The sequence below is a fragment of the Alteromonas lipotrueae genome, assembly GCF_019249215.1.
Classification (GTDB): domain Bacteria; phylum Pseudomonadota; class Gammaproteobacteria; order Enterobacterales; family Alteromonadaceae; genus Alteromonas; species Alteromonas lipotrueae.
In genome coordinates this window covers 14,437-28,272 of the sequence record NZ_JAESDI010000001.1, presented here as the reverse complement: position 1 = coordinate 28,272, position 13,836 = coordinate 14,437, and the positions used below count along the sequence as shown (strand labels likewise).

At 42.7% G+C, this 13,836-nt stretch carries 13 protein-coding genes; 9 read left to right on the top strand and 4 right to left on the bottom strand.

Going from position 1 to position 13,836, the window contains the following annotated elements:
* Positions 1 to 8: 8 nt before the first annotated feature.
* Complete coding sequence (locus tag JKP82_RS00155) at positions 9 to 677, bottom strand: alpha/beta hydrolase family protein (RefSeq protein ID WP_159529717.1); 669 nt, start codon at positions 675 to 677, stop codon at positions 9 to 11.
* A gap of 117 nt (positions 678 to 794) precedes the next feature.
* On the opposite strand from JKP82_RS00155, the gene JKP82_RS00150 reads away from it, so the two are divergent.
* The 3 genes from JKP82_RS00150 to tyrA all read left to right on the top strand — a co-directional run bounded on the left by JKP82_RS00150 (position 795) and on the right by tyrA (position 3,952).
* Positions 795 to 1,424: a trimeric intracellular cation channel family protein gene (locus JKP82_RS00150; protein WP_218395389.1), complete on the top strand. Its 630-nt coding sequence runs from the start codon at positions 795 to 797 to the stop codon at positions 1,422 to 1,424.
* Positions 1,425 to 1,671: 247 nt separating this feature from the next.
* A complete protein-coding gene (locus JKP82_RS00145) occupies positions 1,672 to 2,763 on the top strand; it encodes a 3-deoxy-7-phosphoheptulonate synthase (protein WP_129737336.1) in 1,092 nt (363 codons plus the stop codon).
* Positions 2,764 to 2,806: 43 nt separating this feature from the next.
* Entirely contained in the window at positions 2,807 to 3,952 is a 1,146-nt protein-coding gene (tyrA, locus tag JKP82_RS00140; protein ID WP_218395387.1) for a bifunctional chorismate mutase/prephenate dehydrogenase, read from the top strand.
* Positions 3,953 to 4,042: 90 nt separating this feature from the next.
* Here the strand turns inward: tyrA and pheA are convergent, their stop codons facing one another.
* From pheA to yciH, 3 genes are all read right to left on the bottom strand, one after another.
* Positions 4,043 to 5,224 carry a prephenate dehydratase gene (gene pheA, locus JKP82_RS00135; RefSeq protein ID WP_013784891.1) on the bottom strand — a complete coding sequence of 394 codons (1,182 nt, stop codon included), beginning with the start codon at positions 5,222 to 5,224 and terminating at the stop codon, positions 4,043 to 4,045.
* 333 nt (positions 5,225 to 5,557) lie between these two features.
* A complete protein-coding gene (locus JKP82_RS00130) occupies positions 5,558 to 6,358 on the bottom strand; it encodes a response regulator (protein ID WP_126871870.1) in 801 nt (266 codons plus the stop codon).
* Between the two features lie 44 nt (positions 6,359 to 6,402).
* Positions 6,403 to 6,735, bottom strand: a complete 333-nt coding sequence (gene yciH / locus JKP82_RS00125) for a stress response translation initiation inhibitor YciH (RefSeq protein WP_159534435.1) — start codon at positions 6,733 to 6,735, stop codon at positions 6,403 to 6,405.
* 196 nt (positions 6,736 to 6,931) lie between these two features.
* Here yciH and JKP82_RS00120 point away from each other — a divergent pair, with 196 nt between their 5' ends.
* From JKP82_RS00120 to JKP82_RS00095, 6 genes are all read left to right on the top strand, one after another.
* On the top strand, positions 6,932 to 7,237 hold the full coding sequence (locus tag JKP82_RS00120; RefSeq protein WP_159529723.1) for an STAS domain-containing protein: 306 nt from the start codon (positions 6,932 to 6,934) through the stop codon (positions 7,235 to 7,237).
* Positions 7,238 to 7,275: 38 nt separating this feature from the next.
* On the top strand, positions 7,276 to 8,928 hold the full coding sequence (locus tag JKP82_RS00115) for an ATP-binding SpoIIE family protein phosphatase (RefSeq protein WP_218395385.1): 1,653 nt from the start codon (positions 7,276 to 7,278) through the stop codon (positions 8,926 to 8,928).
* A 99-nt stretch (positions 8,929 to 9,027) separates the two neighbouring features.
* Positions 9,028 to 9,468 carry a tellurite resistance TerB family protein gene (locus JKP82_RS00110; RefSeq protein WP_218395383.1) on the top strand — a complete coding sequence of 147 codons (441 nt, stop codon included), beginning with the start codon at positions 9,028 to 9,030 and terminating at the stop codon, positions 9,466 to 9,468.
* Positions 9,469 to 9,712: 244 nt separating this feature from the next.
* Complete coding sequence (locus JKP82_RS00105; RefSeq protein WP_220099803.1) at positions 9,713 to 11,749, top strand: EAL domain-containing protein; 2,037 nt, start codon at positions 9,713 to 9,715, stop codon at positions 11,747 to 11,749.
* Between the two features lie 304 nt (positions 11,750 to 12,053).
* A complete protein-coding gene (locus JKP82_RS00100) occupies positions 12,054 to 12,335 on the top strand; it encodes an EF-hand domain-containing protein (protein ID WP_232370592.1) in 282 nt (93 codons plus the stop codon).
* Positions 12,336 to 12,438: 103 nt separating this feature from the next.
* A complete protein-coding gene (locus JKP82_RS00095) occupies positions 12,439 to 13,836 on the top strand; it encodes a sensor histidine kinase (RefSeq protein WP_159534439.1) in 1,398 nt (465 codons plus the stop codon).

The window sequence follows — 13,836 nt, the reverse complement described above, 5'->3', positions numbered from 1 at the left end:
CATGAGTGCTATTGTGCGTTTTGGGGGCCTGATTCACTAATCCAACGTTTTAGCGGAATCACCCATTCATCCATAGGACGATAAAACGCACCATGTTCTTTTCCTGTTGAGATGGCTATCTCTTTAAATTCCCTTAGTTTACGGCTTCGAGCTTCTAAGAGGTTGCATGAGCCTACGTCGTCAGAAGTTTCATAAATAGAAAGCACACGACCGTATAGCTGAATATCCCGCTTACGATTAATCAATCCTGCGCAGCCCGCTAAAATCACAACGTTAACCCGAGCGTTTTTTAACTCGTTTGACGCGAGTATTGTAATCGCGCCGCCGCGTGAAAACCCGGTAAGGGTAATGTTCTGTGGGGGCACACCTGCGGTGATAAGTTGTTTAACTTCTCCAGCAAGGCGTTTAGCGTAATCGATAGGACTTACACCTTCTGGTCTGTGGTGTGCTATTAAAACATAGCTATCGTCATCAAGTGCTTTTTGAACGCTAGGAAAATTGTATACACCCCACCTAGGATGTATGGGCGTTAGATCATCCCCTTCTACAATAAAGCCATGTGAATAGAAAACGTAGCGTCTGGCAGGGTCTATACTATTTGGGAACGCATATTCGCTGGACGCTGCCTGAGCGTTAACTGTAGTAACAACAAAGAATAAAATGAGTATAAATTTCATCTACAAGATAGGTTTGCATACTTAAAACAATAATACTGACACGAAATTCGTAAATTAACGATCTGTACTCAACTATTTTCAGAATAAACCTATAACAAAAACGCAAGTGAGACAGGAATGACGGCAGATTACTTTCTTTTTTTAGGGATATTTGGGGTGGGGTTCTTCGCGGTTTCTGGCGCACTGATGGGGCACGAAAAAAGCATTAATGGTTTTGGGGTGGTAGTGGTGGCGTCGGTCACTGCATTAGGCGGGGGAACCATCAGAGACTTATTGCTTACCCAACCTATTTTTTGGGTAGAAACGCCTTCTTATTTATACTCTGCCTATGGTGCAGTGGTACTCACAGTATTATCCATTCGCTATCTACCGCCATTATCTAACTATTATTTTATTTTGATGGATGCGGCAGGGCTTGCCATCTTTAACATCATGGGCATAGAAAAAGCACTGATAGAAGGTACAGGAATGATAGTGGCGCTAACCATGGGAATGACTACAGGGATATTTGGCGGGTTATTAAGGGATGTAATTTGCAGAGAGGTTCCTTTAGTCATGCGCGGCGACCTTTATGCAACCGCGTGCCTTTCTGGTGGCTTAGCGTATGCGGCATTGTTTGCATTAGATGCACCCTACGCGTGGTGTATTTTTGGCTCACTAATAACAACCGTATTTATTCGTCTAGGTTCGCTACATTGGGGTTGGAAACCTAACATATTTAAGAAAGGATACACGCCGAAGAGCTAACACTCACCTTTGGTTGAAAAGTAAACTAAATAGGCGTGAACTTAACTGATCGTCAGGTGAAAAACATATTTGTTGGACTTAAAGCAAAGTATTATACGTTAAAGCTTGCTTGCTTATTCGTTTGTTGTTAAAAAGTCAATGACGTTAAAGAAAATTAGAAAATGCCTGTTGTACAAATAAGTTTACATGCGAAAATATACTCTTTTGACGTTTCATTTTTTCCGTTTTTAGTAGTTAAGAGAGCCCCATGATCAAGGACACAGTAAATAATATCCACGTAAGCGCTGAAGATGTGCTTATTACCCCAGAAGCTTTAAGCGCTGAGTTGCCTGCCTCAGAGAAAGCGCTTGCAGCTATTTCAGAATCTCGCAAGATTGTTTCTGATATCATTCACCGCCGTGACCATCGTATGTTGGTCGTATGTGGGCCATGTTCTATTCACGATGTTGAAGCAGCTAAAGAATACGCGCTTAAGTTAAAGGAACTGCATGAATCATGCAAAGACACCTTATTCATTGTGATGCGCGTTTATTTTGAAAAGCCCCGTACCACAACGGGTTGGAAGGGGTTAATTAACGACCCTCATATTAACGACACATTCGATATTGAAGCTGGCCTGCGTAAAGCCCGAGAACTATTGATTTGGTTGGCTGAACTCGAACTTCCGGTCGCGACCGAAGCGCTAGATCCAATTAGCCCTCAGTACTTAGCCGAATTATTCAGCTGGTCTGCAATTGGTGCTCGCACCTCTGAGTCACAAACTCACCGTGAAATGGCGAGTGGTCTTTCGATGCCAGTTGGTTTTAAAAATGGTACTGACGGCAGTTTAGATATCGCGTTGAATGCCCTTAAATCAGCAGCTTCAGGTCACCGCTTCATGGGCATTAACAAACAAGGCCAAGTTAGCGTTATTGCGACAAGTGGCAACCCAGATGGTCATATTATTTTACGCGGTGGTAAACAGCCTAACTACGATTCAGTGTGTGTATCTGAGTGTGAAGTTGAAATGCAGGAAGCGGGCCTAACAGCTGGCTTAGTGGTCGACTGTAGTCATGCGAACTCTTCAAAAGACTATCGACGTCAGCCTCTGGTTGCACAAAACGTAGTGAATCAAATACTAGAAGGTAATCAGTCTATTATTGGCGTAATGTTAGAAAGCCACTTAAAAGCGGGTAACCAAAAATCTGATGGGAAAAAGCTAAGCGAAATGGAATACGGTGTGTCTATCACCGACGGCTGTATTGATTGGGAAACCACAGAATCGCTTATTGCCCAAACCAGAGATAAATTAATAACTGTGCTACCCTTACGCCAAAATAAGCGCACCGATGTTGCCTAATAGGTGAGGTAGTCAGTGCCATTTGATTTGAGGGACATACTGAATGGCCGATTTTTCGCAGCAATTAAATACGCTGCGTGAAGGAATAGACGAGCTGGATACCCAGCTCGTTGAACTTCTCGCAAAACGCAATGCACTTACTACACAAGTGGGTCAGGTAAAAGCCGAAGCTGGTATGCCTGTTTATGTACCTTCCAGAGAAAAAGAACTCATCGCTTCGCGGCGAGCGCAAGCTGAATCGTTAGGCGTTTCCCCTGATCTTACCGAAGACTTATTACGCCGCATCATGCGCGAGTCTTATCATACGCAAAATAATCGATACCTTGGGGTAAATGCTGATGTCGGTACCATTGTGGTTATTGGTGGAGCAGGTGCACTGGGTAAAATATTCGTCAGCTTGTTCGAGCGAAGCGGTTACTCTGTTTCTGTCGTCGAAAGGGAAGATTGGGAAAGTGGCCATGCTGCTAACGTGCTTTCAACCGCCGCATTAGCGGTGGTGGCTGTACCAATTAACCTCACTGAACAGGTGATAGGTCAGCTCTCTATGTTACCTGAAAGCTGTGTTTTAGCTGATATCACGAGTATCAAGGTTAAGCCCATAGAAGCTATGATGGCAGTGCATAAGGGCCCCGTGGTTGGCTTGCACCCTATGTTTGGGCCTGATGCTCCAGGTATGATTAAACAGGTTGTGGTGGTGTGTGAGGGACGCGACGAGAGCGCTTATGGTTGGCTTATCGATCAAATGCGAATTTGGGGGGCAACTATTCACAATAGCACCGCCGAAGAGCATGATAAATCTATGGCTTATATTCAGGTAATGCGCCATTTCAATACTTTCGTGTATGGTGAGCATTTACGTGGAGAAGATCCCGATCTTGAATCCCTCACTATGTTTAGCTCGCCTATCTATCGATTAGAGTTAGCTATGGTTGGCCGATTATTCGCGCAAGCCCCCGAGTTGTACGCCGATATTATTTTCAACAACCCTGAAAACTTCGCTTTACTCCGCCGTTTCTATGACCGTTTCGGTTTAGCCTTAACCTTGCTGGAAAAGGGCGATAAAAAAGCGTTTATCAAGCAGTTTTTAACCATAGGAAACTGGTTTGGCAGCTACGCGAAAAACTGTCTGATGGATAGTAAACAATTGTTATTAAAAGCCGATGACGGCCAGCTATTGCGTAAGAAGTAATAGGGTATGTTTTCTGCGAACTAGCGATTAATAAAAACGGTACTTCGATGGTCATAAACCCCGTAGTACCGTTCTTAAAGCTGGCTTATATTATTCCGCTAGCGCACTAGCTGCCGCTACTTTTGTGGGGCTGATTTCTTCGCTAGGGTAGCAGCCCAGTATTTTAATGTAACGGGTAATGTTTCTAAGGGCTTCAATGGCATTTTGTACAGGGCCATCTTCCACATTGCCTTTCACATCAATGTAAAACATTTCTTCCCAAGGATTACCTGGAATAGGACGAGACTCTAGCTTCGTCATATTAATGTTGTTTTCACTTAGCACCAACAGCGCTTCAACTAATGCGCCGGGCTTTTGGACCGTTGACATAACCAGTGTGGTTTTAGCGGGTACTTGAAGTGGAACTACTACGGCTTTTCGAGCAACTACGATGAAGCGACTGTGGTTTTCTTTTTGGTTGGCCAAGTTACTTTTTATTGCTGTAAGTCCATATAGGTTTCCGCCAGCCTCACTGCCAATAGCTGCAATATCATCTCGCTGTAGCTCACTCACTGTCAACATAGCCGATGATGTACTGTCCATGGTTTTCACTTCAATGTTGCCAAGCTCAGCCAAGAAGTGGCTACATTGTGTGAATACTTGTGGATGAGCGTACACGGTTTTAATTTTATCTACGGTCGTATCTGCGCCAACAAGCAAGGTGTGACGAATAGGGTGAGTAAGTTCGCCAATAATGCTTAAGTGAGTATGTTGAAGTTGGTCATAAACTTCATTAATACTGCCTGAGGTTGTATTTTCAATAGGCAGAACCGCATAGTCGGCCTCTACATTCTCTACTTTTTGAATAATTTCACTGAAACTCTGACAACCTATTTCCAGCAATTCACCCGGACGTCGAGAGAAATATTTCTGGGTAGCAAGGTACGAGTAAGAGCCTTTGTCGCCCAAGAAAGCCACGCGATTTAGTGGAAGCGTACTGCCAGGGTTCGCGCGTTCAGCAAGCATTGCCTGCTGGTTTAACACTGAGTCTTCAATGATGACGTGAAAAATCTGAGTAACGTAGTGTGGGTCAAGACCTACATCTTTACCTTCTTTAATAAGGCGAACAAGCAGTTGCTCTTCACGTTTCTGATCTCGAACTGGAATATGGTGCTTAATTTTAGTTTCAGCAACCTCGTTGGTGAGCACACGGCGCTCAGCCAATAAGGTTAGAAGTTCACTATCTAATGATGTTATGCGCTCTCTTACAGCATCTAAGGCGTTGTCAGACATAGTTTTCCACTTATCGTATTAGCTAAAAAAAAACCTCCCTTGAGGGAGGTTTTTATGCATGTAGCTGCGCCTCCCTATTTAAAGAGCATAAACGCAAAAAAGATAGCCACTGCATGTATATTATTCTGTTTCATACGATTGACTTTATGCGTACAGCGTTTCAGTGTCAACCTGTTTTTACATTGGTTTTGATTTTTATCGGGGGGAGGGCTTGATAGATACTAGTAGAAGGGGTAGGGCGAATAACGAATTTGCCTTAAAGCAGTAAACCGACGCTATGGTGTCGGTTTTCTGCTTTAATCAATATGGGGAGATTATTTGCAATTCGTAATGTTAGTTACCCAATAAGGCCGCTAGCATTTGACGAACTTCCGTAGGTTCGAATGGCTTATCACATAGCGCATTCACACCGGTCTGTTGAATATTGGACATATGGGCACTATCGGCTGCTTCAGACGTTACCATGATGATAGGAATATGCGTGGTTTCAGGGTTGAAACGGATGAACTCAGAGAGTTCTCGGCCATCCATTTCTGGCATATTGTAATCGGTAACCACTAAATCGAAGGCTTCATCTTTAATAAACGTGAGTGCCATTGCACCGTTTTCAGCTTCTTTTATGCGCTGTAGGCCCATACCTTCAAGTACACGGCGAATGTGGTTGCGCGCTAATTTACTGTCGTCAACAAGCAGCACCCTAACATCGTGAATATCGAATAGCTCTAGTTCAAGTTCGTCGTGATTGATTAAATCAAGGCTAGCGTTTAGAGCACGAGACAAATGAAGGGGCTCGAAAGGTTTAGGAAGAATGGCTGCAACACCTGCTTGTTTAAACTCTTCCAGTTTACTTAATCTGTTCTCACTTGATACCAGCATGAATGGAATAGATTTAAATTCGTCACTTTCTTTAATGAACTTGAGTAAATCTAATGCTGTGCCGTCTTCGAAATACATCGCGCTAACAATCAGGTCTGCACCGTGCGCTTTAACCGCTGACATAGCCTCAGAAAGGGTACTAACAGGATCAATTTCCCTTACCTTTTCTTTCAACAATAGGGTAGTAATAATCTTCCTCTGTGTATCAGAGGGTTCAACTAATATGATGTGTAAATCAGAAATTGACAGCTTTTCCATTCCGTTCTCTTTTTGGTATTTTCAAGGAAAGTAAGGGGGGTGAATTAACCCCCAGCAATTTTAGCGCTAAAGCCCTTATCCTGCAGTAAAGCTTTTAACTTCTCGCGGTCATCCGTTTGAACTTCAATGTGTCCATCTTTAACCGCGCCACCACAGCCACACTTCTTTTTTAATTCAGTGCCCAGTTTTTTTAACGCATCGGGGGCTAAATCAAGCCCTTTAATTATAGACACGCCTTTTCCTTTGCGGCCTTTTGTTTCTCTGTGTATACGAACAATACCATCGTCGGAAGTGGAACGCTTTGCTTCTTTAGGCGAAGGTTTAACTTTACCTGTATCGGTACTGTATACCAGCAGTGCATCTTGCCAATCTTGCATTTTACCCTCTGATTTTTTCCTGTGCGTTAAACGAGCCATATTTAGGCTTATCTACAATTGTAGCATGGCATGCTGAAATATCTGCGCTAGAATAAATTCTAGTAAAGCCTAAATATACGCTGAGTTCATTCCTAGAATAATACGGGATAAAAGGAAATGGGGAAGCAGTGTAGTTAACGGAAGAAGGAGTGATTAAATGAATGTATTAAAGGATAAGGTCAATGAGCAAGAGACTTTAATCATAGAGATGGGCGAAAAGTTCGATTTCAGCAAAGTGGAAGCATTTCGCTCAGCCTATCAAGATTTAGACTCTGATGTTAAGCACATCACCGTTGACTTAGCTAAGACAGAATACATGGACAGTTCAGCCTTAGGTATGTTGCTTAATATGCAAAAGGTATTATCACAAAGGTCACTGACATTTAGTATTGAGAATAGCCGACCACCCGTGGAGCGAATACTAAAAATATCGCGTTTTGACAAAAAATTTATTATTCGTTGAGACGCAGCGGTAAGTCAGCCACAGGGCGCTAACATTACATGAAAATTCTTATCGTTGATGACGAACCAATAAATCGCACCATGTTAGTTAGCATGTTAAGCGAGGCGGGGTTCACTGATTGTGTTGAAGCTGCATGCGGTGAGGACGCGTTAACGATAGTTGAACAAGCGATACCCGATTTAGTATTACTTGATGTAATCATGCCCGGTATGAGTGGTTTCGAGGTTGCACCACAAATTAGAACCTTAGCCGGTGGCCGATACTTACCTATTTTATTCATCACCGCGCTGGATGACAAAGAAAGTCTGGTTAAATGTTTAGAGGTAGGGGGGAATGACTTTGCGACGAAACCTTTCGACAAACATATTCTCACCGCTAAAATTCGCGCTCACGAAAAAATTCGTAACCTAAGCGCTCATATTGAACAACAAAATGAAGAGCTTAGATTTTATCAACAGCGGGTAGCAAGGGAACATGCGATTGTTGAGCATATTTTTAGTCATGCCATTGTTAACAAAGGTCACGTTCTTAAATATTTCGATCATGCATTAACGCCTGCGGAAACATTTAATGGCGATGTGTTTGTGTGTGAAGCTAGCCCAAGTGGCGGCCTGTACTTTTTAGTGGGAGATTTTACAGGGCATGGGCTTGCATCAGCCATTGGTGCACTGCCGGTAACCCGGGCATTTCAAGAGATGTCAGCAAAAGGGCTGTCGGTCAATGAAATGGCGACAGAGTTTAATAAAATACTATTGCGATTTTTACCCAGCGATATGTTTATGGCTGCGGTTGTCGGCGAGGTTGGCTCTGATGGTTCACGTATCACCTTGTGGCAAGGTGGTATGCCACAGATGATGGTGGTGTCAGGCAAACGGCGATTTATCAAAACGATTTCTTCACCTCATATGGCACTGGGTATTCTTGAGCAACATGAGTTTGACAGTGAATGCGAAATTTTTGAAATGCTGGCAAATGACAAGTTAATTATCTATTCCGATGGACTAACAGAAGCGGTTGATGCTGACGGAAATATGCTAACCGAAGAGGGGGTAAAACAATGGTGTGCTGATGCTAGTGATATTACTGCCGACGGGATTTTTAATCACGCTAAAGCATTTTCGGCTACGCCTAGTTTTGACGACGATGTTTCTGTGGTTATCTTTAAAAGTCAGTCGTTAGAAGGCGTGCAGCCCTATAGAGCTACCGACGATATTCCATTGAATATAGTTATTACCTTGAGTGCCAAGCATTTGAAGCAGCCCGATATTCAAACCCGTATGCTCCACCAAACCTCTCAGTGTAGCGGTATTGAACATGTTCGTTCGGTGCTTTTTACCGTGGTTTCCGAAATGTTTAGCAACGCCTTAGAGCACGGTATTTTGAACATGGACTCACGTTTAAAGCACTCACCAGAAGGCTTTCAACTATATTATGAGCAGCGAGAAAAGCTGCTGAGCGCCCTAGATGAAGGGACGATTATTATTAGTATTGAGTCTGATCCTGTGAAAAAGGTTGTCTTTCTTTCAATAGAAGACAGCGGCAATGGTTTTGATTGGGAGCGTAAAGCCAGCCCCGAAAGTAATGACTCATTCGGAAGAGGGCTGGGCCTTATTAGAGCGCTAAGTAGTAAAGTGTGGTTTGAAAAAGGCGGGCGAAAAATAAACTGTTTGCTCAATACAGCCGTTGAATAACTACCACTAAACTAAAAATGCCAACGATTTGCCGTATATTCCCACTTCAGAACGGTGGATATGTTATGCAATAGCGTCGTTGTTTAATTGGAGCGCCTAATGCTTAAATCTTTGTTACAGCTTTTCGAAACGAAAGAGTCAGAAGATCAACAGAAACATACTGTCGAACTTGCCACTGCTGCATTGTTAAGTGAAATTATGCGGGCTGACGATAATGTTACAGACAGTGAGCTTAAAGCTTACAAAACGCACTTATATAAGCAGTTTGAGCTCTCTGATGATGAGCTAAAATTGCTAATGGAAGAAGGTCGTATGTCAGCAGAAGAAGCTGTCGATTTAGTACAATATACTAAGATAATTAATCAAACGTGTGATCCAGACCAAAAGCGGGATATTCTCGAAGGCTTATGGGTTATTGCTTATGCAGATAATCAACTTGCTCCTATTGAAGAGCATACAATACGGCGTATATCAGATTTACTACATGTGCCGCATTCCCATTTTATTAAAGCCAAACTGCATGTTTCACCAGAAAATTAATACAGTACTTGAAACACTTGCTCGCTATTAATAATGTAAAAAGTGCTTGTTACACAGGTAATTAGTGAAAAATAATGCTATAAATAAATCATGATTTTCTGTGGTCTCAGACATCGTCGAGATTGTGATAATAACGTAAGATTTATTTAAAACATGATTGCAATGTATAACGCGGGTGGTGTTTAAGCAAGTGGGTGTATTTAAGTCTATAAAGGCCCCAATTAGTATTGTCGTAACTTTGTCTATGTCAGTTATGGCTGCAGCTGTGTTGTGGTTTGCGGTAATAGAGCACAAAGCGCTTTATCTCAATTTGGCCCATTCTCATACGATTTCTCTTGGCAATGGCGTGGTGAAGAACATAGCGCCATCCATGTTATTGAATACCGAAAAGTCCTCCTCTATTTCAAATGTTCTGCTCCTATTAAAGGAGCATGAACATGTTATCGCAGCAAGAATTTATGATAGTAACTTTACTCTTTTACTAGAAGAAGAGGGCCCATCTGCTATTAGGTTGAACGAGCCCTTTTTCAATATGCTTGACCCATTAGGATTACCCGAAGGGGTATCCTCAGAAAATGACGTGATTATTGCACGACGGGTAATAGGCTCTTCGCAAAAGCCTGATGGTTTCTTGGTACTGTTCGTTGATGCCAAGGCACCGCTTTCGGGAAGTATTAAGGGCTTATTGTTGAATGTGTTACCCCTTATCTTCGTGCTGTGGGTAATAAGTATAATAGGCACATTGTTTTTCATTCATCGTGTATTTCGCCCTTTGAGTGAGTTGAGTTTTTTCACCAAACAAGTCACAGATACAAAAGATTATGCGCTGCGACAAAACCTAACGTCGAGAGATGAAATAGGAGAATTAGGAGAAAACATCAATCGCCTTTTAGAAATGATTGAGGTTGAGTTACTCATCAATCATGAACAAAATCAAACGTTGGTCGATCAACAGGAAACTATGATTCGCCTGGCTAACTATGACAGCCTAACGGGGTTGCCCAATAGACAATTTGTGCTTGATAACTTGCGGTTAGAATTAGCCCGAGCGCGAAGAAATGATGATGATCTTGCGCTTCTGTTTTTCGATTTAGATGGGTTTAAAGGAATAAACGATTCACTAGGTCATGAGACCGGCGATTTAATATTGATAGAAGTAGCAGATAGGGTTAGCGCCCTGTTGCGAGAAGGGGATTTGGTCGCCCGTTTAGGGGGCGATGAGTTTTTAGTATTACCAGACAGGGAAACGCGAGATACCAGTCTCGAAAATATGGCGGGTAGATTGATTAATGCCTTTACCAGTCCTTTTGAACTGCGTGGGCTGTCGCTGTCTGTTGGCGTTAGTGTGGGCGTAGCGCGAGCCATAGACGCCGACTATGATTTAAGTGAACTCATGAGCAACGCAGATCTTGCCATGTACCGCTCTAAAGCCAAAGGGCGTGGTAGCTTTACCATATTTACGCCCGATATGGTGGAGTCACATAAGCGTAAATTCCATTTAGCCAATGCCATAGAGCAAGGATTAAAGAACAATGAGTTTATGGTGTACTTCCAAATTAAAGTCGATCATAAAGGGAAAGTTATCGGCTTAGAGGCACTGCTTAGGTGGCAACATCCTGAATATGGTTTAGTCATGCCGAATGAGTTTATTCCCATTGCGGAACAAGGCGGCAAAATATCTGCCATTACCCGGTGGGTAATTGAAAAGGTCTGTATTGACCTACCCAAATTAAGAGAATGGCTTCCCCATCGTTTTCGTGTGTCAGTAAATTTATCAGGTCACGACCTTCGTGATAGTAATCTATTTGACAATATCTATGAGATTTTTACGCGCCACAATGTAAACCCGGAATACGTAGAATTCGAGGTAACTGAGTCTGCTTATTTAGAGAATTTTGCGTCTTCAAATAAATTCTTTAAACGCATGAGCAACATGGGGTGCGCCATTGCCCTTGACGATTTTGGCACGGGTTATTCTTCGCTAAGCTATTTAACCCAAATTAGTATCGATACCTTAAAAATTGATAAGCAATTCGTACACGAGTTAGAAACGTCCGAACGCAGCCGGTTAGTAACGGGCGCTATTATCGATTTGGCCAAACGTCTTTCACTGTCTGTATGTGCTGAAGGTATTGAGAATGAAACCCAGTGGCATTATTTGATTGATCACGGTTGTGACTACATTCAAGGGTTTATGTTTAGCAAACCCATTCCTATGGATGAGCTCGTTCAGTCACCTAAACAGTTTTACATAGGTAATACTGATAATAGTGAAGCGTAGGTAGACACCCAATGCCAATGCATTGCGCTTTTTATTAGGTTATGTTAACCAACTGTTCTAAAAGACTGTTTCAGCAACCTATTTTGAAGCATTATCAGGTTATTGGATACATTTACAACTGTTCGTGTAACTGTGTCTGTTTATAGATACAATGAGCAGGAGGTTAGTTGATTTACGTATTGTAAGTACTTGATATATAGTTGTATTGTATTTTTGGCTCAATTTTAGCTTACCAAATCAGAGTTAACAGAGTTATCGAAGTTAGTTTAAGGGATTTATAAACAAGCAGTAATGCGGAGGATTCATGATGAAACGACTAGAGAAGGTTTTTCTGATTTTACTTACTATCGCGGCGATACAAGCTATTTCGGTAGTTGAAGCGCACGCGTCACCTGCGAAAACGTTGATGCAGCAGTTAGATACTAATAAAGACGGCCTAATATCACTGAAGGAAGCGGTTCGACATACCGAACTATTGCGTAACTTTGGGTTAATTGACGACAATGAAGATGGCAAATTAACTGAAGCCGAATTAGCAAAAAGTAAACTAACACCAGGAAATGCAAAATCTGCCGTCAGTAAATAGCTGCCGTTAGCGTATGAAATAAATAATAGCCTAGCAGATGCGCCTGCCGGTGCTTGTTTGAAGGAATACCACTCTGATTGAGAAATTTTCATTTGGTGAACGGCTGGTTCAGCTAGGCTCTTTACGTCAACTCACGCTAGGTAGCTTCGTGCTGGCGTTAATCCCATTAATTGCGCTGTTGTGGCAAAGTCAAAGTGATTTAGCCAAAGTAGGGCAAATGACCACGCTGGAAACCCGTTACGTGGTTGATGTCGTGGGGGATATGCAACGCCTAGACGGTGCCGTCGTGGACTTAGAGCGAAGTATTCGCCAATACGCCGTTATTCGAACCGAGAAAGTTGCCACGTTATCCGACAATGCACTCGACCAGTTCGCGGTGGCCGCAGATAACCTTTGCCAAGCCTTATCTGTTCAGGGAACCTGTGAAAGGTTGTCTGAACAATTAGGCGATCTTTCTGATTACCGCTTAATTGAAGATCAACTCCTACTCAATGCCTACCTTGCTAACGTATCACGAAGTGTTTCACAACTTCGTGACGACGTGGAACTAGCGATTTCCGAGCGGGTCAAAGTTCAGCAAGATGACTTAAACGCGATGCAAGCAAAGCAGGCATGGTCTACGGCGATGTTGGTAAGTGTTTCCTTGCTGCTTATCCTTTTGGGAAGCCAACTGATTGTTAATCCAGTCAATAAACTAAAGCAGATAATACGGATAGTGGCTCATCAGCAAGGTGATCTTCCTCCTTTATCTCGCCAAGCGCCGCGAGAGCTAATAGATGTGGAGAAAGATCTACATTGGCTGTACGATCGGCTTGGTCAGTTAGAGCATATACGCACAGCACTATTGCGGCATGCTGCTCACGAATTGAAAACACCGTTGGCCAGTATTAAGGAAGGATGTAGTTTATTATCGGAAAATGTTGTGGGCGATTTAAATGATGCTCAACGTGAAGTGTTGTCGCTACTTAGCGCAAGTACTCAGAGATTGAACACATTAATTGAAAAATTACTCGACTATAACTTGTTGTTACAGCAAGCTCAGCCCAACATCGTCAATACTGATGCGAAGAAGTTGGTTGATGCATGTCTGGGGGATTACGCCCTCGCGCTGCAAGAGCGAGAAGTTACCGTATCGGTAGAAAATAGCCATATTTGGGCTGACGAAGAGTTATTTCGACGAATACTCGACAATTTGGTGTCTAACGCGGTAGCACATGGTGCAGTAGGACGACCCATTAATGTACATATATATTTAAATAATAACTTTGCTATATTGGACGTTGCAAATCGAGGCAAGCGGATTGCCAAAGAGTCGGTTGCAACACTGTTTGAACCTTTCACCCGTGGCGCTGAGCCGAGAAATGACAATGTTATAGGTACAGGATTAGGCTTATCAATTGTTGCGGATTGTGCGCGACTGATGCATGGCGACGTGCAAGTTGTCGATGTTGATTATGCTGATGTGTGCTTTAGGGTGACGATTCCTCAACAGGAAAAATAA

Bases quoted from the DNA above. Each gene is read 5' to 3' on its own strand.
- JKP82_RS00155 (WP_159529717.1), bottom strand. From the start codon at position 677: ATGAAATTTATACTCATTTTATTCTTTGTTGTTACTACAGTTAACGCT.
- JKP82_RS00150 (WP_218395389.1), top strand. From the start codon at position 795: ATGACGGCAGATTACTTTCTTTTTTTAGGGATATTTGGGGTGGGGTTC.
- JKP82_RS00145 (WP_129737336.1), top strand. From the start codon at position 1,672: ATGATCAAGGACACAGTAAATAATATCCACGTAAGCGCTGAAGATGTG.
- tyrA (WP_218395387.1), top strand. From the start codon at position 2,807: ATGGCCGATTTTTCGCAGCAATTAAATACGCTGCGTGAAGGAATAGAC.
- pheA (WP_013784891.1), bottom strand. From the start codon at position 5,224: ATGTCTGACAACGCCTTAGATGCTGTAAGAGAGCGCATAACATCATTA.
- JKP82_RS00130 (WP_126871870.1), bottom strand. From the start codon at position 6,358: ATGGAAAAGCTGTCAATTTCTGATTTACACATCATATTAGTTGAACCC.
- yciH (WP_159534435.1), bottom strand. From the start codon at position 6,735: ATGCAAGATTGGCAAGATGCACTGCTGGTATACAGTACCGATACAGGT.
- JKP82_RS00120 (WP_159529723.1), top strand. From the start codon at position 6,932: ATGAATGTATTAAAGGATAAGGTCAATGAGCAAGAGACTTTAATCATA.
- JKP82_RS00115 (WP_218395385.1), top strand. From the start codon at position 7,276: ATGAAAATTCTTATCGTTGATGACGAACCAATAAATCGCACCATGTTA.
- JKP82_RS00110 (WP_218395383.1), top strand. From the start codon at position 9,028: ATGCTTAAATCTTTGTTACAGCTTTTCGAAACGAAAGAGTCAGAAGAT.
- JKP82_RS00105 (WP_220099803.1), top strand. From the start codon at position 9,713: ATGTCAGTTATGGCTGCAGCTGTGTTGTGGTTTGCGGTAATAGAGCAC.
- JKP82_RS00100 (WP_232370592.1), top strand. From the start codon at position 12,054: ATGATGAAACGACTAGAGAAGGTTTTTCTGATTTTACTTACTATCGCG.